The following is a 21973-nucleotide window of genomic DNA, read 5'->3' as shown; positions in this document are numbered from 1 at the left end:
CACCTCGAAGCGGCCGCGTGCGGGCCGGCTTCGGGCCGGTCTTACCACGCGCGCTAGGCGCAGAACGACGGCTGGATGCCCTTCGGCCGCGGCGCCGCCGCGGGGCGCAGGTGGCCGAACGCGAAGAGGCCGCCGGTGAAGCCCATCCAGGTGCGGAAGTGCCGGAAAGTCTCCAGCCACTGGAGCGCCTTCGGCCCGTCGACGAGCGGGCGCAGGTTGGATTGCCGCGCGTGCTCGCGCGCGTTCGCGAACGCGTTCGCGAGCATCCGCTGCACGACGAGGGGCGAGGACCGCTCGCGCGCCCGCTGCGCGGCCGCGTTCCCGAGCCGCGCGGCGGCGAGCGGGTCGCGCGCGAGCGCGATCACGGCCTTGCCGAACGCGGCGTTCGCGCTCTCCTCGGCGATCGGCCCGCGGCCCGGGTCGATCAGCAGGCCGTTGTGGCCGCTCTGGATCTGCGAGCTCACGCCCATGCCGTCGGCGAACGCGACCGTCGGGGAGCCGCACCAGAGCGCCTCGCTGAGCACGTTTCCGAACGTCTCGCTCAGCGAGGAGTGCAGGAAGAGGTTCGCGTGCCGGTAGTAGTCCGAGATCTGGCTGTACGGCACCTCGCCCGTGAAGATGACCCGGCGCGCGACGCCCAGCTCGCGCGCGAGCGCCGCGTACGCCGCGCTGTCCGGCCCGTCGCCGACGAGCGTGAGCGTCGCCTGCGGCTCGTGCGGGGCGATGTGCTCGGCGAAGATGCGGATCAGCCGGTGCTGCGACTTCTCCCGGGTGTGGCGGCCCGCGCAGACGAGGCGCGGGCCGCGCGTGTCGAGCCCGCGCTCCTCGAGCAGCTGCACGTACGGGTCGGGGCCGAGCGGGCGCTCGAACACGTCCTCGGGGACCATCCGCGGGATGACGTGGATCGGCACCGTCACGCCCCGTTCGCGCCAGTAATCGCGCAGGCCCTCGCTCAGCACGACGAGGCCGTCTCCCTGGTTGTACAGGTCCACGAACAGCCGCTCCATCGGCGCGCGGAGCGTCTTGTGGAGCACCGTGTGGACCGCGCCGATCCGGGAGACCCGCTCCGGCAGGAGCACGTCGTACGCAGCCGCGAGGTGCGTCGTGTTCACGCAGAGCAGCGGGACGCCACGCATCTTGCGCAGCCAGATGCCGAACTCGATGAGCAGCGTCGTGGTCTGCGCAAAGCAGATGTCAAAATCCCACCGCATCGGATCGAGCACCGAGGATCCCACGGGGATCGGCAGGTGCACCCCCGGGTAGGTGCGCAGCGGCAGGCTCGGCAAGGCGACGGTCCCGGGAGGGACCTCATCGGCCGAGGCATCCGGATCCCGAGGTCCGATCAGTGTTGCCTGGTGACCACAGGTGTTGAGCGCGCGATACAGGGCGCGCGTCTGGAAGACCGCGCCGTTCGCGTAAGGAATGCGCGTGAAATCGCTGAGGATGGCGACCTTGAGCGGCCGCCCGTTGGCGCCGGAGAGGGCAGCGAAGGGATTCTCTGGAATGGCCGCTTGTGCCCTGACGGAGGCGTGCCCTCCCCGCGCGGGTCCCGTCGACGGCGTGTGGCGCGCCGGCGCGATCGCCTCGTGCGGCGCGCGATCGCTCCGGTGGTCGCTGAGCGGCAGAATTGCATCCATCGTCATCTTCGTTGCTCCTGGAGAAGCGGCGCGAACCGTGGTCGATGGCCGACCGAGGCGCGCAGCGTGACGGGCGGTAGGGCGTTCGTGTCGCGCCTGCGACAGCTGTGTCGCGCTGCGGCCGCGAGCGCGGCCTGTTGCTCGGCACAGCAGCCGTTCCTCGTCGGCCGATCGGCCTGTCGGCGGTGGGCGTAATTAGCAAACCTTATGCCGCTTGTGTTGACTTCGGCCATGGCGCGAGGTGCGAACGTCGCGATGCACCTCATCACGAGGCGCCCGCGCACGCCTCGTCCAGCAAAGCGAGCACGGCGGAAGGCGCGCTCGGCAGCGCGCGCTCCAGGTCGACGCGAGCGAAGTCGGCGGCGCGGCAGCGATCGAAGAAGCGCCCCACGACGGCCGGCGAGAGCGCCGCGAGCGAGCTCGCGACGGCGACGCCGGCCCGCTCGGCGAGCAGCGCGTTGAGCGTCTGCTCGTTGTGGCGGTCGTCGTAGAGCGCGAGCACGGGCTTGCCGGCGAGCACGCACTCGGCGAGGACGTTGCTGCCGGCGGTGGTCACGACCGCCGACGCGCCCTCGAGGTGAGCGAGGAACGCGCCCGGATCGAAGGGGCGCGCCTCGACGCCGGGCACGTCGAGGCCCGCGTCGCCGAACGCGACCACGCGCCGGCCGTCGCGCGCGACGAGCTCGAGCACCCGTCGCGCGTCGCACTCGCTGAAGTAGCAGACGACGGCCCCGGGCTCGCCGGCGCGCGCGGGGGTGAGCCGGCGCTCGGGCCGCGCGACGAGGGTGCCCGGCGTCTCCGGCTCGATCGGCAGGAAGTGGACGGCGACCGCGCGGCGCGCCCGGCTGGAGGCCCAGGTCGTGCGCCGGCACGCGAGCACCCGCAGCCTCGGCAGCCCCTCGGGCAGGCGGCAGCGCGAGAAGACGAGATCGTGGCCGAGCGCGACGGCGGGGATGCCGAGCGCGCGCGCGGCGAGCAGCGACGGGACGTCGCCGTCGCTCACGATGGCGTCGGGCCGGAAGCCCGCCTGCTCGACGATCTCCTTCGCCAGGCGGCGCGGGAGCTCGAGCACGCCCGCGAGCCCGCGGCGGATCGGCCGCACGAGGCGGTGCTCCGGGAGCGCGCCGAGCAGGTCCGCCGCCTGGCCGCCGCCGTAGATCCGGAGCTCGTGGCCGCGCTCGCGGAGGGCTCCCAGGATCGGGAGCGCGCGGCTCGCGTGCCCGCGCCCGCGCCCGTGGACGTAGTAGCCGATCTTGGCCACGGGTCGTCAGCGCACCGGCGCGCCGCGGCCGCGCGCGCGCGAGAGGACAGGTCCCGGGATCGCGCGCGGGCCCGTTGCCGCCCGCACGGGGGCCGCGCCGGCGAGCACGCCATTGCGGACAGCGATGATCACGAGCGCGCGTCTCTGCTCCATCCCATTTCCCCGCGGATCGCCGCCGAGATCGCCGCGATTGCGGGGGTCTCGGAGCGAGCGCGGAGCGCGTCTACAACGGACGCCCCGCCGGCGGAACCCCGGAGGCGCGCTCGCCGCGCCCGGACGGCGCTCGCGTGGTGCGTACGACGTGGGCAACGCGTACGACGTGTGCGATGCGCGCGATGCGCGCCACACGTACGTTGCGTGCGACACGTGCGTTGCGTCATTTCTCACTCCTCCAGGCAGGCGACGCGCGCTTTGACTCCGCGCCAGCGCAGGGCTCCAATGGCCTGCGATACGGCCTGCGCCGCACCATGACCGCCTCGAGCAGCTTCCATTCGACGGGATCCCAGGGACCTCGAGGCGCCAGCTCGGCGGACGAGCGCCGCGCGATGGCGCGGGGCCTCCCCACGGCGCTCGTGACCTGGCCCACGTTCGCGGCGCTCGACGTGTTCGTGGTGCTCGCGGTGTTTCCGAGCGCCTCGGTCGCCCGGCTGCTGCTCTACCGGCTGCTCGGCGAGATCATCCTGCTCTGGCTGTACCTCCTCGCCCGCCGCGAGCAGACCTCGGCAGAGCTCCTCGACGCGGCGCACGTCTTCGCGGTCTGGAGCACGGGGGGGCTCATCTCCGTGATGGCGCTGGAGTTCGGGGATCTGACCTGGAACTACATGCACGGGCTGTCGATCGTGATGCTCGTCGACGCGACGATCCTGCCGACGCACTTCTCGCGGTCGCTCCGGATGACGATCCCGGTGGCGCTCAGCTTCCCCATCATCATGGGCGCGGGGGCGTCCCTCGACCCGGCGCTCGCGGCGCAGTGGACGTCGCCTCGGTCGCTCGTGATCTTCGCCTGCAACTACATCTTCGTGCTCGCCACCGCGATCCTGGTGTCGGCGGCGAGCCACGGCCTCTGGTCGGCGCGCCAGCAGGTCTACGAGGCCCGCAAGCTCGGCCGCTACCGGCTCGTGGCGCCTGTCGGTCGGGGCGGGCAGAACGAGGTGTGGCTCGCCTGGGACGAGTCGCTCCGCCGCGACGTGGCGCTGAAGCTGCTCCGCAGCGAGAGCAAGTCCGAGGGCGACGTGCGCAGCTTCGAGCGCGAGGCGCGCGCGACGAGCCGGCTCACGTCGCCGCACACGATCCGGATCTTCGATTTCGGCGCGAGCAGCGACGGCATCTTCTACATCGCGATGGAGCACCTGGCCGGCGCCGACCTGGCCACCCTGGTGCGCGATCACGGCCCGATGCCGCCCTCCCGGGTCGTCCACTTCGCGCGGCAGGCCTGCCTCTCGCTCGCGGAGGCGCACGACGCGGGCGTCATCCACCGCGACATCAAGCCCCACAACCTCTACATCACGCGCGTGGGCGACGATCAGGACGTGCTCAAGGTGCTCGACTTCGGGATCGCGAAGCAGGTGAGCCTGGAGGGAGACGCGAGCATGACGGACGTCGGCGTCATCAAGGGAACGCCGACGTACATGTCCCCGGAGATGATCTCGGCCGGCGCCGTGGACGCCCGGAGCGACATCTACTCGCTCGGGGTCACGCTCTATTACCTGCTGACGGGCGTGGCCCCCTTCGACGGCCGGACCTTCGGCAAGCTCGTCTACTCGCACCTGACGATGCCGCCGATCCCGCCGTCGCTGCGCGCGCCCTGGCCGCTGTCGTCGGAGCTGGAAGACGTGGTGATGCGGTGCCTCGCCAAGCGGCCAGGCGACCGTTACCAGAGCGCGCGCGAGCTGCTCGCGGCGCTCGACGCATGCGAGCCGACGCCGTCGTGGACGCCGGACGACGCAAGGAGCTTCTGGACGGCGCGCGCCGCGATGCCGCGCGCCGAGCCGCCGCCCCCGGATCCCGGCCCCACCGTGCGCCTGCGGCCAGAAAAGGCCGTGCCCGTGGCCTGAGGCGGGGCCGGGGCGAGCGGCGAGCGCAGAGCCTGCGCGGGCCCTTCAGGCCTGGCTCACCCCGAGCTGCGCGCCGTCGGGGAACCGCCGCGATGGGGGCGGCGCCCATCGCACGGACGCAGGGGGTTGCGCGTCCGCCTGGAGCGCGGGGCGCTTGTCGATCACGGGCACGCGCAGCGGCGCAGCCGCGAGCGCCGGCGAGCGCCGCTCGCTCCGCGCCAGGACGAGCGTGTCGTGGAGAGCTCGAGCGCTCTCGTCCCACCCCTTGCACCCGGAGAGCGCCGAGATCCGCTCGGGATCGTAGGGCGCGTGCGCCGCGCGCGCCATCGCGCCGGCCAGGGCGGGGAGATCGCCGGGCGAGACGAGCTCGCCGAGCTCGGGGCGGCTGATCACGTCGGGGATGCCCCCGACCCGCGTCGCGACCACCCGGCGGCCCGACGCGAGCGACTCGATCACGACGTTGGGCGTGCCCTCGTGATGGCTCGGCAGGACCAGCGCATCGCAAGCGGCGACCCAGCGCGCCACCTCGTCGTGCGGCAGGCGACCGGTCATCAGGACGCGCCCGCCGAGCCGCTCCGCCGCGGACCTGCAGGCCTGCTCGTCCGCGCCGCTCCCGACCAGCGCGAGGTCGATGTCGGGGTGCGCGGCGGCGATGCGCTCGAACGCGGCGATCGCGTCGAGCGCGCCCTTGTCCCGGAGAAGGTGGCCGACGTAGAGCAGCAGCCGGCGCTCCGCGGGGCGGCCCAGGGCGGCGCGGGCCTCGCGCCGGTCGCGGGGGTGGAACATGCCGCGATCGACGCCGTTCATGACGACATCGATGCGGTCACGCGGGACGCCGAGCGCGTTGACCCCCTCGGCCAGCTGCTTGCTCACGGCGACGACGCGGGTCGCGCGCTGGAGACCCCACTCCAGCGAGGGCTTGACCGCCGGTTGCCGCGAGAGCACGTCGACGTCCGAGCCGTGCACCTTGACGACCGCCGGGACGCCGAGCAACTCCGCGAGGCACACCGCGGCGAACCCGTCCGGATAGGCGAACGAGCCGACGATGACGTCCGGCGCCGGACGGTGGCGCGCCAGCTCGAAGAGCATGGACGCCGCATAGAGCGGGCCATTGAGATAGGGCGCCACCTTGGGCACATAGAGGAACCGCGGGTGGCGCACCGGCAATCCCTCGATCACGTCCTCGCGAGGCGCGTCGCTCGACATGGACCACCGAGAGAACCTGGAAGCCCACGGAAACCAGGGGATCGTCGCAAAGACGTCGATGTCGCAATACCTCGAAAGCGCGGCGAACTGCCGCCGGTTGAACGGCGCCTGTACCGGGTTTGTCGCGTTCGGGAAGATCTTGGTGATAAGCAGGACGCGCATACCTCTGCTCCTTCGGACTGGCCCGCTCGGCTCGACGGAAATCCTCCGATCAGGGGAGCATCTCGCCGCGCGGTCGAGCGGTGTCGAGCAGAGAACATGCCACTCCGAGAAAGCTGGAAACGGGGCAAGGAATGGGAACAACGCGCCCCTATGAGCGATGAGCGAACAGCCTTGCCGCCCCAGCGAGGCAAATTGCCACGCGCCGTGGGTGACCTCGGCAGACGAGGTGGGCAAACAGCGCGCAGCCCCGCCGAGCGCGGCATTTGCAACGAGAACGGTATTTACAAAGAGAGCTTCGCGACGAACGCGTCGCCCTGGCCTGCGCTCGAGAGCGCTCCTTGACCGAAGTTGATGGCGCCGTAGAAACGGCCGGCGATCAGCACGCTCGCGCCTGAGCCTGCCGCCACGTCGAGGCCGACCTGCGTCTGGACGTCACCGAACAGCTTGCTGAACATGTGCCCGCCGGAGGCGCCGAGCTTGACCAGATAGACATCGGTCTTTCCTCGGCTCGTCAGCGTCCCTCCGCCGAAGTCCGCCGAGCCGAACAGCGGCCCCGCGAGCAGGAGATCGCCGGCGGAGTCCACCGCGACGCTCGCGCGCGCCCCGGTCTCGAAATCGGTGAGCAGCTGGTCCTCGGCGTCGCCGAAGCGCCGGCTCATGAGGTGCGCTCCGGCGCCGGAGAACCTGGCGACGAACAGATCCCGCCCGCCGGCGCTCACCAGCGGATCGCCGCCGAGGTCGATGGTCGACGCGAACGTGCCCGTGAACGCCACGTCGCCGGTCGCCTGGTGGACCGCGACGTCGTGCGCCTCGTCCGCCTCGGCGTCGCCGAACCGGGCGCTCCAGACGTGGTCGCCGGAAGGACGGAGCTTGGCGAGGAAGATGTCGGAGAGGCCGGCGCTCTCGAGCGGCGCGCCGCCGAGATCGATGGATCCCTCGAAATAACCCGCGACGAGCAGGTTGCCGTCGGCGTCGGCCGCGATCCCATGGGCGTAGTCGTCGCCTTCGCCGCCGGCGCGCACGGCGAGGAGCGTCCGGCCGTCCTCCGAGGCGAGGCGCAGCACGAAGGCGTCGCGCTGGCCCGCGCTCGTGAGCTCGCCGGCGCCGAAGTCGACGGTGCCGTTGTAGCCGCCCGCCACGAGGACGTTGCCCGCCGCGTCGACGGCGATGCGGTCGCAGCGATCCGCGCCGGATCCGCCGAAGATCTTGCTCCAGATGTGCTCGCCGTCGCCGCCCAGCTTGGCGACGAAGACGTCGTCGACCCCGTGCGACGCGAGCTCCCCGCCGCCGAGATCGACGCGGCCGAAGGCGCGGCCCGCCACGATCACGCTGCCCGCCGCGTCGACCGCGAGCGCCATCGCGAACTGGTTGCCCTCGCCCGGGAACACCTTGCTCCAGAGGTGCGTGCCGAACCTGTCGAACTTCGCCACGAAGGCGTCCGTGCCGATGGCGGTGAGCGGGCCGCCGCCGAAATCGACGGTCCCCTCCAGCTGGCCGGCCACGATCACGTTGCCGTCCGCGTCGAACGCGACGGATCGGGCGTACTGGCCGCTCGCGTCGCCGAAGCCGCGGCTCCACACGTCCTCGCAGGCGGGCGTCGCGCCGTCGCAGTCCTCGTCGTCGGGCGTGTCGCACGCGTCGAACGCGGGCACGACCTCCCCCATGCACGGGCCCCACGACGTGCCCTCGGCGTTGCAGACGCGCGTGCCGGCCGCGCAGCGCCCGACGCCGCTCGTCCCCTCCGGGCCCGTGTAACACGCCTCCTGCGCGCTCGGCGTGCACACGCAGCCGGGACAGCCGCAGTCGAGGCCGCTGCACGAGGCCGGCGTGAGCTCCGCGATCCAGGCGGCGACACACGCGATCTCCTCGGACGAGTACGGGGCCCCGCCGAGCGGCATGCGCGCGCCGCACGAGGGCGCGTCGGTGAGCCGCACGTAGAGCGCGCTCTCCTCCGGCCGGTCCGGGTCGGCGAGCACGCCGGCGCAGCTCGTGGCCTGGCGGCCGGCGACGCGATCGCCGACGCCGAGCGTGACGAGGTCGAGGCCAGCCGCGGGCTCGCCCGGTCCGTGGCAGTTCGCGCCGCCGCACCGCTCGGCGAACACCGCGGGCACGTCGGCGCACGCGGGCTGCGGGCCGCCGTCCCGCCGGCCGAACCGCTCCTGGTCGTCGATCGTCCCCGGACACCCCGCGAGCAGCGACAAGGCCGGCGCGACGAGCGCCGCCGCCGTGAAGCGCCCGCCGCGACGGGCAGACACGGCGCGCGCCGCGCGCACCGAGCGCACCTCACTCCCCATAATAAGCCACCCCCAGGTGAACGCTGAAGAGCTGATCGAGCGCACCGCCCGCGATGTACGCGTCCTCTGGCTCGGAATCGAAGTCGTAGAAGAACCGGGCGTACGACGCGCCGGCGCGCGCCTCGAGCCCCGGCGCGAGCGGGGCGGCGACCGCGATCCGGAAATCGACGCCTCCGGCGCTCGGCGCGCGAAAATGAGACGCGAGGGCCCCCATCGAGAGGGGCGCCTGAACCCCTCCCCCGGCCTCCAGCGCGACCGGGCCGACTGGCAATCGCCCGTCCACGCCGACGCGCAAGGCGAGGTACGACACCGACGCGGCGTCGCGGGACGCGTCGCCCGTCGACTCGATATCGAAGTCGGTCCAGCGGAGTCCGCCGCCCGCGAACAGGACCGGCCCGTCCTGCCCGGCGAGGCGGTAACGGCCCCGGAGGCCGGCGTGGAGCCGGCTCCACGAGGTCGACACGCTCGCTCCCCCGGCGCCCTCCGAGTCGAGGCCGAGCGCGCGAGCGTACGAGAGCTCGACACCGAGGTCGCGGAGCACCGGGACGGCGCTTCGCGCGAACGGGTACAGCTCGCCCCGGAGGGACGGCATGGGCACGCCCAGCACCTCGTAGGTGCGGAGGTTGTCGGAGAGCAGATCGCTATAGGACAGCGTACGACCCGCGATCTCGAGATCGACACCCGCGCTGAAGAGCGCGGTCCCCGCGGCGGGCGGCCGGGCGCCCTCATCGCGCGGAGCGCGATCGGCGCTGGACGTCGCGCCGGGATCGGCGAGCGCGGAGCCTGGCGCAGACAACGCCAGGAGCGCCGACAGCGTCGAGAGCGCCGCGCCGAGCAGCGCGGCCGCAGAAGAGCGGCGCGCGCGGCGCCGCGACCCCCGAGGAGAGACAGGACAGGCGAGCGTTCGCCTTTGCATTGGGCGCGAGCATAGTCGCTCCGCACACCGCAGGTCGAGCCGCCTTCGAAGGCCGGAGTCCGCGGCAACGCCGTAAGACACGCGCGCACGGGATGATCACATCGGCCCCGTGCTCCCACTTGATTCGGCCGCTCCGAGCGCGGCTCCTATCCGGGAGCGACGGTTTGCCATACGCTGCCTCGAGGATGGCGAGTTGGCGCGCCGCGCACACGGCCGCGCCGCGCACGCTGCACGGAGGGGAGCGCACCGTCCCGTGCTCGCGCTCGCGCTCGTCGAAGAGGCACCATGGCTGAACCAAGAGCTCTCCGCTGGCCCATCGGCCTGCTCCTCCTCGCCTCCTGCACAGGGCAGTTCGGCGATCTCCCCGCGAACGACGAGGGCGGCGAGGCGACGGCCCCGCTCTGCGCCTCGATCGAGCCAGGCGAGTCGCCGCTCCGCCGCATGACACGGCTGGAGTACGACAATACGATACTTGATCTCCTCGGCGACGACAGCCGCCCTGCGAGGGCCTTCGTGCCCGAGGAGGAGTCGCTCGGCTTCAACAACCAGGCGGCGGCGCTCGTGGTGAGCCCGCTGCTCGCGGAGCAGTACATGACCGCCGCCGAGGGCATCGCGACGCGCGCGGCGGGCAAGCTGCTCGGCGAGGCGCCCGCGTGCCGCGAGGCCGCGGCGGGCGCCGCGTGCCGCGGCGAGATCGCGGCGCTCATCGCGTCGCTCGGCAAGCGGGCGTTCCGCCGGCCCCTCGCCGAGGACGAGATCGCCGAGCTCGCGGCGCTCTTCGACCGCGGGCTCGGCCTCGGGGACACGCCCGACGACGCGTCGACCGGCCTCTCGCTCGTCGTCCAGGCGATGCTCCAGTCGCCGCACTTCCTCTACCGCGTCGAGCTCGGCATGCCGGATCCGGTGGAGAGCGACGTCGTGCCGCTGACCTCGTACGAGATCGCCTCGCGGCTCTCGTACCTGCTCTGGGGCACGATGCCCGACGACGCGCTCTTCGCGGCCGCCGAGAAGGGGACTCTCGGCACCGCCGCGGAGATCGAGGCGCAGGCGCGGCGCATGCTGGACGATCCGCGGGCGCGCGAGGCCGTGAAGAACTTCCACCGCCAGTGGCTCGGGCTCTCGAAGATCGACGAGATCGCCGCGGGCGGGAGGGACCCGGAGCTCTACCCCGAGTACCGGGACGAGCTCCTGCCGCTGTTCCAGGCCGAGACCGAGGCGTTCCTGGATCACGCGATCTTCGAGGAGGACGCGAGCGTGAGCACGCTGTTCACGGCGTCGTATTCTATGATGAACCGGGAGCTCGCCGAGCTCTACGGCATCAAGGGAGGCCCGAAGGGCGAGGCGTTCGAGCGGGTGGAGCTCGATCCGTCGCAGCGGGCCGGCTTCCTGACGCACGCCGGGCTGCTCTCGCTCTACGCGAAGCCGAACCGGTCCTCGCCGGTCCACCGCGGCCGGTTCGTGCGCCAGAGCCTGCTCTGCCAGATCCCGCCGCCGCCGCCGGACGTGGTCCCGGAGCCGCCGATGGTCGACCGGACGAAGACGACGCGCGAGCAGTTCTCGCAGCACGTGTCCGACCCGGGCTGCAGGAGCTGCCACACGCTGCTCGACCCGATCGGGTTCGGCTTCGAGCACTACGACGCGCTCGGCCGCTGGCGGGACGCCGAGAACGGCATCCCTGTCGACGCCAGCGGCGAGCTCACGCAGACCGACACCGACGGGCCGTTCGACGGCGCGGTCGAGCTCGCGCACCGGCTCGCGGAGAGCGAGCAGGTGCGCGCGTGCGTCGTGAAGCAGTGGTTCCGCTTCGGCTACGGCCGCGCCGAGCAGCGCGAGGACGCGTGCAGCCTCTCGCAGGCGACGGAGGCGTTCGAGGCGTCCCGCTACAACATCAGGGCGCTTCTCGTGGCGCTCACCCAGACCGACGCGTTCCGCTACCGGCGCGAGATCGATGTGGGAGGCGACGTGGGAGACGACGCAAGGGGCGCCTCGGAGAGCGCCCCGGAAGGAGAGCCGTGATGAAGCCGTTCCGACTCAGCCGCCGCGCCGTGCTCAGGGGCCTCGGCGGCGCGGCGCTCACGCTGCCGTTCCTCGAGGCGATGGGCTGCTCGAAGCGGCTCGCGCCGGCGTCGGAGCAGACGGGGCGGGCCGCGTTCGGGGTCGAGTTCCCGAAGCGGTTCATCGTGCTCTACACGCCGAACGGCACCGTCCCGCCGGACTTCTGGCCGTCGTCCTCGACGTTCCAGAACGGCGAGGAGCTGTCGCCCATCCTCGCGCCGCTCAAGGATCACAACAGGGATCTGCTGGTGCTCGGCAACGTGAGCGCGCTGTCGGCGCTGACGGGGCCGGGCGACGCGCACCAGAAGGGCACGGGGCAGTGCCTGACGGCGCGCGCGATGCAGGAGGGCGACTTCCCGGGCGACGCCGGGCTGTCGTGCGGCTGGGCCGACGGCATCTCGGTCGACCAGGAGATCGCGAACCACATCGGCACGAAGACCAAGTTCCTCTCGCTCGAGCTCGGCGTGCTCGTCTACGGGGCGACCGTGGGCGCGCGCCTCGCGTACCGCGGGCCGGCGCAGCCGCTGCCACCGGAGAACAGCCCGTACGCCGCGTTCGACAGGCTCTTCTCCGACCTGTCGGTCGCGCCCGCGGACGCGATGCGGAAGACCGAGCAGCGCAGGGCGGTGCTCGGCAAGGTGGCCTCGGACTACGACCGGCTGCGCAAGCGGCTGGGCGCCGCGGATCGGCTGAAGCTCGACGGGCACCTCGCGTCGGTGGAGGACATCGCGTCGCGCCTCGATCGCGGTTCGGCGCCGGCCTCCCCGGCGTGCGCCGCGCCGACGCTGACGCCGGATCTCGACGTCGACAAGGTCGCCAGCATGCCGGAGCTCTGCCGGCTCCAGCTGGATCTCATCGCGATGTCCCTCGCCTGCGATCTGACGCGGGTCGCGAGCCTGCACTTCACGAACTCCGCGACGACCAAGGTGCTGAGCTTCCTCGGGCCGGACATCACCGAGGGCCACCACCCGATGGCGCACAACGGCTACGCCGATCAGGTGAACCGCGGGCGGCTCACCAGGATCAGCCGCTTCTACGCCGAGCAGCTCGCGTACCTGATCGCCAAGCTGAAGAGCATGCCGGAGGGCGACGGTACGGTCTTCGACAACACGGTGATCTTCTGGACCAACGAGCACGCGGACGGCAATCACCTGCGCAAGAACATCCCTTATGTCGTCGCCGGGAGCGCGGGAGGCCACTTCAAGACGGGCCGATACGTCGTCCAGAAGAAGGAGGTCGCGCACAACGATCTGCTCCTGTCGCTGCTCCATGCGATGGGCGTCGAGGCCGACACGTTCGGCGACCCGGACTACTGCACAGGACCGCTTGTGGGGGTGTGACGAGCCGAGGGGCACGACGGCTATGCCGACCCGGCGAACCGACACCGGCGCACGATGCTCAGCCGCTCCTGCGCCGAACACGAGCTCCGCCCCGCCGCCTCCAGCCCAGCGCCACGGACCACGACAGCCCCCTACCAGCGGCCTCCGAACCCGGTAGGACGGGGCGCTCCCATGGATTGCTCGGCCGTCCCCACCTGCGCGGCATCGGGATCGTGCGCGAGGAGGAGGCCGGCCGACAGGACCGCCGCGACGACCGCCCCGGCGCCGGCGATCCATACCCACGGCGGCGTCCCGCCGTGCTTCTCGGCCGGCACCAGGCCGACGCTGACGCTGCTCAGCGCCTCGTCCCGAATCAGGATCCGGGCCTGGTAGGGCACCTTCCCCGGCGCCGTCACCCTCACCACGTGGCGGCCGCTCGGCACGATGCCCTCCCACTGCCCTTCGCCCAGGAACTCGCCGTCGAGCGCAAGGCGATCGCCCGGAGAGGCAAGGATGGAGAGCCTGCCGCCGTTCATCGGCCGCGCCAGCCGGACGTCGAGCGCCAGCTGGGCGCCAGGGGCCACGCTCTCCACGCGGAGATGCTCCTTGAACCCCGGCTTGAAGACACGGATTCGCCTCGTGCCGGCGTCGACGATCACCTTGCCCGGGAGCGGCGTCTTCCCGATCGGCTGGCCGTCGATCGTCACCTCCGCGTCCCGCTCGCTCACGGCGATGTCCAGGTGACCGACGAGGGCGCGAGCGTTCCGCTCGACCTCGGCGATCGTCGCCCAGTCCTCCGGGAGCAGGACGCCGCGGTCCTCCTGCTTCAACCTCTCCACCAGCGCGAGGAGCTGGCTGTACCGGTGCATCTTCGACGTGCAGGCGATCATGTTCCAGAGGAGGCGCGCGTCCTTCGAGCTCTCGTACGCGCTCTGGAACTCGAGGAAGGCGTTGGCGAAGTCGCCGTTGCGGAAGAGCGCCTTGCCGGACTCGTAATCGGCCCTGGCCTCACCGCTCAGCCGCTCGGCGACGGGGGCAGCAGGGGCCTCGCTCGGCGCGGGGGCGGTCGGCGCAGGAGCCTCCGCCGGCGCGGGTTGGGGTGGCAGCGCGGCCGCGCCGCCGGCCGTGGTCAACACCACGATGGCGACCGCTGGCGCGAGCCCCGTCGCCGGGCGGCGCGAACGCACCGGCGCCTCGCCTGCATCCGGCTGGAATGCGAGAGGCCGCCGGTCGAAGGCCGGAGATTCCTGTCTCATTGGATAGGTAGTTCCAAGGGATTCGTCCCTCCGGGCGCCGACGGCGCCTTCGGCGTTGCCGACGCGCTCGTCGCCGGGGGCGCGCGCCGGCCCTGAAGCGCCGACCCGGAGGGCGCCGCATCGGTGGCCGGCGCGACGACCGGGGAGACAGACGGCTGCTGCGGCGGCAAAGCATCACGGACCGCCGGCGGCTCCGGCGCGATCAGCGGGTCCGCGCCCCGCGCCCCGGTGTCCTGCCGCGCGCGCCCCGACACCGGTTCGTCCCGAGAGGCCGCCGCGGCCTGCAGCGCCGTCGCCTCCGGCGCTCTGCCGGGCAACACCACCGCGCCCCAGAGGGCGAGCGCGAGCACGGCGATCACGACCGCCCCGAGCGCCACCCCGAGGACCCTGCGCGACCCAGGCTGCGCGGGCGTTCGCGTGAGCCCGCGCGTCGTGGGCAGGAGGCTCGCCATCGTGCCGGACGGGGCGCTCGGAGGGCCGCTGGCCGGCACGGCCCGCGGCGCCGGCACGGAACCGGTCGTCGGCGGCAGCGATTGCGTCCCTGCCCCGAGGATCCGCGCGGCGCGCTCCGCGCGCTCGTGCCCGCCCGCCGGCGCGAAGGGGACCAGCGCGCGCGCCAGATCGGCCACGGTCTGCGGCCGCCGGGCCGGATCCTTCTGGAGGCAGTGGAGGATCGCAGCCTCGAGCGCCGGTGGGATGTCGCTCCTGAGCGCGGTGGGCGGGATGGGCTCGGCGCTCGCGACCTGCAGCACGAGCTCGGCGAGCGCCGGGGCATCGAACGGAGGCTGCCCTACCAGGAGGCGGTAGAGGAGCGCGCCGAGCGCCCACACGTCGGAGCGGGCGTCGACCGAGCGCGACGACCGCATCTGCTCCGGGGACATGTAGATGGGCGAGCCGAGCATCTCCCGCGTCTGCGTCAACGACCCGCCGACGCCCTCGGTGCTGCCCGGCACCTCCTTCGAGACCCCGAAGTCGAGGACCTTGATGAGCGTCGCCCCGCCGGGCGTCGTCGTGAGGAAGAGGTTCGCCGGCTTGAGATCGCGGTGCACGATGCCCGCGGCGTGCGCCTCGGCCATCGCCAGGCAGGCCTGGAGGACGTAGTCGGCCGCGTCCACGACGCTGAGCGTGCCGCGGGCGCGGAGCACATCGGAGAGATCTTCGCCCTCCAGATACTCCATCACGATGTACGGGATGCCCGAGCCGAGCTCGCCGACGTCGAACACCCGCACGACGTGCTCGCCCTTGAGGCGAACCACCGCGCGCGCCTCGCGGAGAAACCGCTGCACGAGCGCCGGGCTCTCCGTGCTGAGAAGAAGCTTGATCGCGACACGCTGCGGAAGGAACAGGTGGCTGGCGGCGACCACGATGCCCATGCCGCCTCGGCCCACGACGCGATCGACCCGGTACTTGCCGGCGATCACGTCTCCTTCGACGACAGGTGGCTTCATGAGAGCTCCGCGCTTCACGCCCGGCCACGGGGCGTGCTGCCATCCGAGCCTGCTGTGGTCGATGGTAGCACAGGTGCCCCCCGGCCGGTCCATCGACGGAGGCTTGCCCTCGTCTGCGATCGCCGGCCAGAGGGCGATACGATACGACGATGAAGCGCTCACCTCGATGCATCTCAGTGGCGGTAGGCTCGCTCGCGCTGCTCGTCCAAAGCGCGTGCGGCGGCGCGGTGGTCATGGACGGCGGAGGAGGCGGGGCTGGCGGCGCGGGCAGCACGAGCGGCCAGGGCAGCACCAGCGGCCAGGGCAGCCCGGACGACCCGGAGTCGACGACGAGCTCGGTCGCGCCGTCTCCGACGACCTCGGGCGGCGGCGGGGGCCGGGTGAGCGCGATCGTCTTCGGCGACTCGACCGTGACCCTCCGGATCGCCACCCTGGCCCTGTCCTGCAGCGATCCCGACGCGAACCCCTCGTACGAGCCCTGCGGCGACTGGTGGGACCTCGAGCTCCGCATGCCCGAGTCGATGCTCGCCGTGGGCGAGGTGGACACGGCGAGCGGAGATCTCTCGATCTTCGGGACGTCCTCTCGCGCGGACTGCAGCAGCACAGGGGCTGTCACCGGCGGCGGCAACGCGGGATTCGGCAGGCTCACCATCACGGCGATCGACCCGACCTCGGTCGCCTTCGAGCTCTCCGACGTGGGCACCTTTTTCGTCGACGCGGACCCGAACGGCCGCTACGTCGCGGCGCGGTGCGCCGCGCGGTAGCGCCGCGCCGACCGAAGAAGAATTTACGGCGATTGGACGGGCTGCTCGGGCTGCCGGTGCCCCTGGAGGGGCGTACGAGCAAGCTTGAGCGCTCCGTCTCGAAAGGTCGCCTCCGCGGCCCGCGCTCGTGAAACGTCAGAGCGGACGTCGGCGACAGAGGATTGGTGTAATTTTACAGTAGCGCCCAGATCCTGACCTGGACATCGCCTCCCGAACAGGATCCTGGAGAGATCGCCACCTGGGCGCTGGTCAAAAAACGACCCTTCCGCCAGATCACCACCTCCGCGCCGCCTCCAAAACGACCCTTCCGCCAGATCGCCACCTCCGCGCCGCCTCCAAAACGACCCTTCCGCCAGGTCGCCACCTCCGCGCCGCCTCCAAAACGACCTTTCCGCCAGGTCGCCACCTCGCGCCGCCTCCAAAACGACCCTTCCGCCAGGTCGCCACCTCCGCGCCGCCTCCAAAACGACCCTTCCGCCAGATCGCCACCTTCACGCCGCCTCCAAAACGACCCTTGGCAGGGTTCTTCACTCCAGCACGATGCTCACGCTCTTCGTGCCCTCGTATCCGTCGCCGCGCACCGTCACCGCGAGCTCCAGCTCCTGACCTTCGAGGGCCTCGCGGCCCCACGCGAAAGGGTGGTAGAGCGCGCCGTCCGAGACCAGGAAAGAGCCGGTCTTGATGAACTGGATGTTGAACTGCGCGGCGGCGATCCCCTCGGGATCGTCGGCGAGCGGGCCCTCGAACTCGTTCGCGAGGCGCACCACATGGCACGTCTCCTCCGCGTCGCCGGGCAGAGCCTCCACCCGGACCCAGGGCGTGATCATCATCGAGCCCTGATTGCCTAGGATCAGCTTCACGCTAAAGCCGTCGGCGTAGGGCACGAACGTCCCGGACGACGCGTCGCCGATGTCGACGGCGCGGGTCTCGGTGAAGTCCTCGCCGAACAGCGTGGGACAATCGCTGGCTTCCGCGGGGATCGACGGCTCGACGTCGACAGGGCCACACCCGGAGAGGGACGCGAGAAAAGAGAAGGCGGACGGTAACAGGCAGGATCGCATTGCGCGCGCAGAGCTCCGAAAAAGCCGGGACGAGCCGGGCAGGAGAGACGCCGGCTCGCAGAGGCGCGAGGGCGAAGGCGAGCTGTAGCACGCCGGGTCCGGAGCAACCTCGGCGAGCAAAGCGCGTCCGAGTGGCACGCGCGCTGCTATCGGCTCGCGGCGATGCTGAACTCATCACGGCGAAACGCCGGCGGCCGCGCGGATGCTCTGACGTCGGTGTCACGGTCGCGGCGATCTGTGTCGCCTCGATTCTCGCTCCTCCGCCACCCCCTCTTCCTTGGCGCCCTGGCGCTCCTCGTGGTCAACGACCACCTCCTGAAAGGCGCCGGGCTCTTGCCAGGCGCCCTCACTGGCAAGCTCAGCGACCTCGCCGGCCTCGTGGTCGCCCCCGTCCTCGCAGCGGCAATCGTGGACGCGCGCACGTCGCGCGGGCGAGCGCTGGCGTTCGCGGCGGTGGCCGCGCCGTTCGCGGCGATCAAGCTGTCGGCCGCAGCCGCGCAGCTCCTCGTGGGGCTCGTCGGCCTCGCGGGGATCAGGTGGCGTATCTGGCAAGATCCGACGGACCTGGCCGCGCTCGTGGTCCTCGTCCCGGCATGGCGCCTCTCGGCGCGCGCTGCTTCCAGCCCGGAGCGCTCCGCCCGGAGCGCCGAGGAAGGCTCGCGCGCAGCCTGGGTGCTCGAGCGCGCGATCCTGGGGGCGTCCGCCGTCGCCTGCGTCGCGACCGGCACCCCCGCACCCGAGGGCTATTCCACGGACGCGTATCTCATCAATGTCACGCCCGGGATCGTGGACGTTCGCGTGCGCTGGGTGGACGCGTCGCTCGATTGCTCCGCCGTCACCTCCGGCGATCCGACACGCATGTTCGGGCCGAGCGCGTTCAACCTCGGGATCACGTATCGGCTCGACCCGCAGGACACGCTCCCGCTCAACCGGGCCGTGGCCCACCTCGCCGCAGGCAACTTCGAGGAGACGGCGCCGGCATCGGAAGAGCCTTGCGAGGTGGTGCTGCTCGAGACGGATGGAATGCGGCCTGTGGTGGCATGGTGGTCCGACCTGCAAACCGTCACGGTTCCGCAGAACGTGAACGACAACAGCGATTTCTGGAAGGACACGGAGATGGTGGCGGGGCGCGTCGCGCTGAAGCCGGACGCGGTCGTAGCGCCCGGACAGGTGAAGACGGGCGCGCTGCAGACGAACGTCGCTCCCTCGGTGTGCGCTGGCGCGCCTCAATCGTCCTTCCAGTGGGCCGCCCCCTGGCCGAAGCCGGTGGTCGGCGAGATCGCGAACATCGATGCACTGTCGGACGGCTGCATCGAATTGGCCATGATCTATCCGAGGCTCGGCTCAGGCGGCGCAGGCGGCGTGGGCACCGGCATGGGTGCTGGCGGAGCCGGCGCCGGTGGCGCTGACGGCGCGGGTGCTGGCGGAGCGGGTGCCGGCGGCGCTGGCGGAGCGGGTGCCGGCGGAGCCGACGTCGGTGGCGCTGGCGGAGCGGGTGCCGGCGGCACCGGCGGCGAGGGTGGAATGGGGACCGGCGGTGAGGGCGGCGGCGAGCCGGACCCGAGCTTCACCCCTCGGACTTACTATCTATGCATTCCGATCGAAGACTTCCCGTTCTCGGCGGGCGAAGCGGTGCAATGGTCCGACGAGGGCGACCACCTCGAGGTCTCGGCCGTCGACTCGACGAAGCGGCTCGAGGTCTATCACAACGTCGTCGACCTCCAGATCGCAGGCCTCGCTGCCTCGATCGAGGCAACCGGGTGCGAGGGCGACCGGCTGGGCTGCGGCGCCTACGTCACCGACGCGGTGGTGGCCGTGCAGAGCGGCGGCGCGAAGACCCTGCTGGGCCCTGGAGATGCCCTCGAAGGGCCGGATTTCCGCGTGCGGGTGGGCCGCGCCGAGCGCGTGCTCGCCGGGCGTGACGCGTGCGACGCGGGCTACCAGACGCCCAACGCGTCCGCGGACCTGTTGATTGCTTACGAATGAGGAGGAGTCACATGGTGTCGAAGATGAAGCTGGTCTCACTCGGCCTCTGCGCCGCCGCCGTCGGTTGCGGCACCGACAGCAGCGACGGCGCGGGCAGCGAAGCCCCCACAGGCTCGGTCAACGTGGCCCAGGGCGGGGCGCAGGACATCTCCCAGTTCCGCGCCATCGTGAAGGCGGGGAAGGTGCCCACGCTCGACACGCTGGACCCGGTCGGGTTCTTCGCCGAGCACGCGATCGACCTGCCCGACGCCGACTGCGGCAAGGACGTCTGCGTTCACCCGTTCCTCGCGGTGGCGCCGCGCTTCAACGGGGGCAACTGGACGATGGCCTTCGTCGCGATGAACACCGCGGTCGACCCTTCGACGCTGGAGAGGCCGCCGGTTCACCTGGCGATCGCCGTCGAGAGCAGCAGCTTCGCCGGCATCGATGAGGACGCGCTCGACGCGGGGATGGGAGGGCTGCTCGCCAGCCTGCGTCCCGAGGACCGCGTCAGCGTCATCCGCTATGGCGAGAGGGTCGAGCGCCGCGCCTTCCTCGCAGCGCCGGGGTCGGCGGAGCTCACGAGCCTCATCGCCGACGAGCGCCTCGGCGATGGCGCCGGCGAGCTCGTCGGCCTGTACGAGGGGATCGCCGCCGCCGAGAACGCGTTCGAGGAGGGCGACGCGGCCGGCTTCGAGGGCGCGCACCGCGTGCTCCTGCTCACGAGCGGGCACGCGACGAGCGGTATCACGGACCCCGACCGCATCCTCGGTCTTGGTGAGGCGCTTGTGGAGAACGGCACGGCGTTCGGCGTGATCGGCGTGGGCGAGCGCTTCCTGGTGAGGATCCCGTCGGCGCTGGGCTCGATGGGCGCGGGCACGTACGCGTACGCGCTGACCGCGGGCGACCTCGGCGGTCTGCTCTCGGAGGAGGGGAAGACCACGCTCTTCCCGCTGGCGACGGCCTTCAGCCTGGAGGTGATCCCGTCCGCCGGCTACAAGGTGGGGCGCATCTACGGGACGAAGCGGGCGACCGCCAGCTCCGCGGGCGCGACCCTGGAGATGCCGGCGCTGTTCATCGGCCAGCGCGATGGCGCGACCGACGTGGGCGGCAGCCGTCGCGGCGGCGGTGGTGGTCTGTTCGTGGAGCTCCTCGCCGACGCCTCCCTCGCCGACGACATCGGGCCGGACAAGGCGGCCTTCCAGGTGACGGCAGGCTGGACGTCGGCGAAGGACGGAGCCGGGCAGGACGTCGACACCACGCTGCTCAACGCGCTGCCTCCCGGGCAGAACCCCGACTCGAGGTGGTGGAACATCTCCGACGGCGGCTCGGGCAAGCCGTACATGATGCTCAACATGTACCTGGCGCTGCGCGGCGCGCTCGACTTCTACCAGGCGGGCGACTGCCGGCGCTCGCTCGGGGTCATCGAGATGATGAAGGCGCCGATCGCGGCGTGGCTCGGGAAGTACCCGGACACGGACATCCAGGACGACAACAACCTGATGTTGACGTTGCGACAGAACATCGAGGATGCCTGTCGTGAATCGCAGTCGTCCACGGAGCCCACGCCGCCCCTCGACTTCGACGGCGGCTGCGGCTGGTTGTGACCGCTGCATTCGCCCTCTGAACGTCGCCCGGCGGCGGCGCAGGTCGGACAGACGGTCACGGAGCGCCGACGTGCATCACGGGTGCCCGATACCAGCGATCGCCCGGAGCGCCTGGACCGTGTTGTCGAGGTGCCCCCTGGCCTGGATGAGGTGGCTGATCGTCCTTCGGATCTCGCGCACTGCCGGGCGGAAGATATAGAGCCCCTCGAGGAAGAGGACCCCCAGGGTCACACACAGCAGGATCAGCTCGACGAGCCGGAGCCGCTCGATCCGCGCCGTCGCCTCCTGGGCATACTGAGAGACGACCCGGTCCATCCCGATCAGGAAGCCCGGCTCCGCCGCCAGGATCGCCGCGACGATCGGCTGGATGGCGGCCGCTTCGACCGGCTTTTCGCCGCCGGCGCCGACCGCGGCGAGGAGATCCTTCGCGTCCCGGAGCATGCTCTGGTGCAATGGCTCTATCGCCTGAAACATACGGGTCACCTCCGGCGTGTTCTTCCCCGGCAATCCCATCCCGGGGTCGCCGTGCTGGAGCGCGCGATGCGACCGCTCCCAGAGCGCCATCGCCTGCGCCAGCTCGTCGGCGCGGCCCTTGCGCTCGGCGGGGTCGGTCGTCACCTGGAACGTGAGCGCGGCCTTGCTGAGCCGCTGGCTGAGCATTCGCTGGCGTCCGGCCACGTTGACGATGTGCGCATCGCTCGTCTGCTGGTTCAACGCGTGCTGCACGAGGAGCTGCGCCACGACCGACAAGAGCGCCACGGCGCCGAGCGCGCTGACGTACAGGCGCGTCAACCGGCGGGTCGGTGCCAGGAGCTCGGAGGAAACCTGCGCCATTGTTCTCCCTCCATGGGCGAGGAGGGAGACATTAGCCGAGCGTCGGAACGAACATGTATCGCTCATGTTTCCGGAGATTGCTTTGCGCGCGCTGCTCCGCGCTCCGCCATTTCAGGCGGACGCATTCAAAAAAG

16 protein-coding genes are annotated in these 21973 nt (G+C 71.7%); 6 read left to right on the top strand and 10 right to left on the bottom strand.

Annotated elements, in window-relative coordinates; all coding sequences use genetic code 11:
* Positions 1-53: 53 nt before the first annotated feature.
* From POL72_RS32675 to POL72_RS32665, 3 genes are all read right to left on the bottom strand, one after another.
* Positions 54-1643, bottom strand: coding sequence for a glycosyltransferase (locus POL72_RS32675; RefSeq protein WP_272100523.1), 1590 nt, complete (start codon positions 1641-1643; stop codon positions 54-56).
* A 259-nt stretch (positions 1644-1902) separates the two neighbouring features.
* On the bottom strand, positions 1903-2898 hold the full coding sequence (locus POL72_RS32670) for a glycosyltransferase family protein (protein WP_272100521.1): 996 nt from the start codon (positions 2896-2898) through the stop codon (positions 1903-1905).
* Between the two features lie 6 nt (positions 2899-2904).
* Positions 2905-3051 carry a hypothetical protein gene (locus tag POL72_RS32665; RefSeq protein WP_272100519.1) on the bottom strand — a complete coding sequence of 49 codons (147 nt, stop codon included), beginning with the start codon at positions 3049-3051 and terminating at the stop codon, positions 2905-2907.
* A gap of 392 nt (positions 3052-3443) precedes the next feature.
* On the opposite strand from POL72_RS32665, the gene POL72_RS32660 reads away from it, so the two are divergent.
* On the top strand, positions 3444-4952 hold the full coding sequence (locus POL72_RS32660) for a serine/threonine-protein kinase (RefSeq protein ID WP_272100518.1): 1509 nt from the start codon (positions 3444-3446) through the stop codon (positions 4950-4952).
* 45 nt (positions 4953-4997) lie between these two features.
* On the opposite strand, the gene POL72_RS32655 is transcribed toward POL72_RS32660, so the two are convergent.
* From POL72_RS32655 to POL72_RS32645, 3 genes are all read right to left on the bottom strand, one after another.
* Positions 4998-6320, bottom strand: a complete 1323-nt coding sequence (locus tag POL72_RS32655) for a glycosyltransferase family 4 protein (RefSeq protein WP_272100516.1) — start codon at positions 6318-6320, stop codon at positions 4998-5000.
* 281 nt (positions 6321-6601) lie between these two features.
* Complete coding sequence (locus POL72_RS32650; protein ID WP_272100513.1) at positions 6602-8575, bottom strand: NHL repeat-containing protein; 1974 nt, start codon at positions 8573-8575, stop codon at positions 6602-6604.
* A gap of 28 nt (positions 8576-8603) precedes the next feature.
* Entirely contained in the window at positions 8604-9530 is a 927-nt protein-coding gene (locus POL72_RS32645; RefSeq protein WP_272100511.1) for a hypothetical protein, read from the bottom strand.
* A gap of 285 nt (positions 9531-9815) precedes the next feature.
* Here POL72_RS32645 and POL72_RS32640 point away from each other — a divergent pair, with 285 nt between their 5' ends.
* Positions 9816-11546: a DUF1592 domain-containing protein gene (locus tag POL72_RS32640; protein ID WP_272100509.1), complete on the top strand. Its 1731-nt coding sequence runs from the start codon at positions 9816-9818 to the stop codon at positions 11544-11546.
* Positions 11546-12925, top strand: coding sequence for a DUF1552 domain-containing protein (locus tag POL72_RS32635; protein ID WP_272100508.1), 1380 nt, complete (start codon positions 11546-11548; stop codon positions 12923-12925). The genes POL72_RS32640 and POL72_RS32635 overlap by 1 nt, the downstream gene beginning before the upstream one ends.
* Before the next feature lie 131 nt (positions 12926-13056).
* Here POL72_RS32635 and POL72_RS32630 read toward each other — a convergent pair whose 3' ends face one another.
* Positions 13057-14091 (bottom strand): PEGA domain-containing protein, encoded by a 1035-nt coding sequence (locus POL72_RS32630; protein WP_272100506.1) that lies wholly within the window; start codon positions 14089-14091, stop codon positions 13057-13059.
* A gap of 65 nt (positions 14092-14156) precedes the next feature.
* On the bottom strand, positions 14157-15608 hold the full coding sequence (locus POL72_RS32625) for a serine/threonine-protein kinase (RefSeq protein WP_272100504.1): 1452 nt from the start codon (positions 15606-15608) through the stop codon (positions 14157-14159).
* Positions 15609-15784: 176 nt separating this feature from the next.
* Between POL72_RS32625 and POL72_RS32620 the strand changes: the two genes are divergently transcribed.
* Positions 15785-16372 (top strand): hypothetical protein, encoded by a 588-nt coding sequence (locus tag POL72_RS32620; protein WP_272100502.1) that lies wholly within the window; start codon positions 15785-15787, stop codon positions 16370-16372.
* Positions 16373-16899: 527 nt separating this feature from the next.
* On the opposite strand, the gene POL72_RS32615 is transcribed toward POL72_RS32620, so the two are convergent.
* Positions 16900-17433 (bottom strand): hypothetical protein, encoded by a 534-nt coding sequence (locus POL72_RS32615; RefSeq protein WP_272100500.1) that lies wholly within the window; start codon positions 17431-17433, stop codon positions 16900-16902.
* A gap of 237 nt (positions 17434-17670) precedes the next feature.
* Between POL72_RS32615 and POL72_RS32610 the strand changes: the two genes are divergently transcribed.
* On the top strand, positions 17671-19419 hold the full coding sequence (locus tag POL72_RS32610; RefSeq protein WP_272100498.1) for a hypothetical protein: 1749 nt from the start codon (positions 17671-17673) through the stop codon (positions 19417-19419).
* Positions 19420-19442: 23 nt separating this feature from the next.
* Positions 19443-21005 carry a vWA domain-containing protein gene (locus POL72_RS32605; protein ID WP_272100496.1) on the top strand — a complete coding sequence of 521 codons (1563 nt, stop codon included), beginning with the start codon at positions 19443-19445 and terminating at the stop codon, positions 21003-21005.
* A gap of 75 nt (positions 21006-21080) precedes the next feature.
* On the opposite strand, the gene POL72_RS32600 is transcribed toward POL72_RS32605, so the two are convergent.
* On the bottom strand, positions 21081-21839 hold the full coding sequence (locus POL72_RS32600; RefSeq protein WP_272100494.1) for a type IV pili methyl-accepting chemotaxis transducer N-terminal domain-containing protein: 759 nt from the start codon (positions 21837-21839) through the stop codon (positions 21081-21083).
* Positions 21840-21973: the final 134 nt, after the last annotated feature.

It is taken from the genome of Sorangium aterium, from assembly GCF_028368935.1.
Lineage (GTDB): Bacteria > Myxococcota_A > Polyangia > Polyangiales > Polyangiaceae > Sorangium > Sorangium atrum.
The sequence above is the reverse complement of the archived record's forward strand: the minus strand, read 5'-3'. Positions and strand labels throughout refer to the sequence as shown.

Coding starts and splice junctions, on each gene's coding strand:
- POL72_RS32600 (WP_272100494.1), bottom strand. CDS start 21,839: ATGGCGCAGGTTTCCTCCGAGCTCCTGGCACCGACCCGCCGGTTGACG.
- POL72_RS32655 (WP_272100516.1), bottom strand. CDS start 6,320: ATGCGCGTCCTGCTTATCACCAAGATCTTCCCGAACGCGACAAACCCG.
- POL72_RS32640 (WP_272100509.1), top strand. CDS start 9,816: ATGGCTGAACCAAGAGCTCTCCGCTGGCCCATCGGCCTGCTCCTCCTC.
- POL72_RS32625 (WP_272100504.1), bottom strand. CDS start 15,608: ATGAAGCCACCTGTCGTCGAAGGAGACGTGATCGCCGGCAAGTACCGG.
- POL72_RS32665 (WP_272100519.1), bottom strand. CDS start 3,051: ATGGAGCAGAGACGCGCGCTCGTGATCATCGCTGTCCGCAATGGCGTG.
- POL72_RS32675 (WP_272100523.1), bottom strand. CDS start 1,643: ATGACGATGGATGCAATTCTGCCGCTCAGCGACCACCGGAGCGATCGC.
- POL72_RS32645 (WP_272100511.1), bottom strand. CDS start 9,530: ATGCAAAGGCGAACGCTCGCCTGTCCTGTCTCTCCTCGGGGGTCGCGG.
- POL72_RS32660 (WP_272100518.1), top strand. CDS start 3,444: ATGGCGCGGGGCCTCCCCACGGCGCTCGTGACCTGGCCCACGTTCGCG.
- POL72_RS32635 (WP_272100508.1), top strand. CDS start 11,546: ATGAAGCCGTTCCGACTCAGCCGCCGCGCCGTGCTCAGGGGCCTCGGC.
- POL72_RS32605 (WP_272100496.1), top strand. CDS start 19,443: ATGAAGCTGGTCTCACTCGGCCTCTGCGCCGCCGCCGTCGGTTGCGGC.
- POL72_RS32615 (WP_272100500.1), bottom strand. CDS start 17,433: ATGCGATCCTGCCTGTTACCGTCCGCCTTCTCTTTTCTCGCGTCCCTC.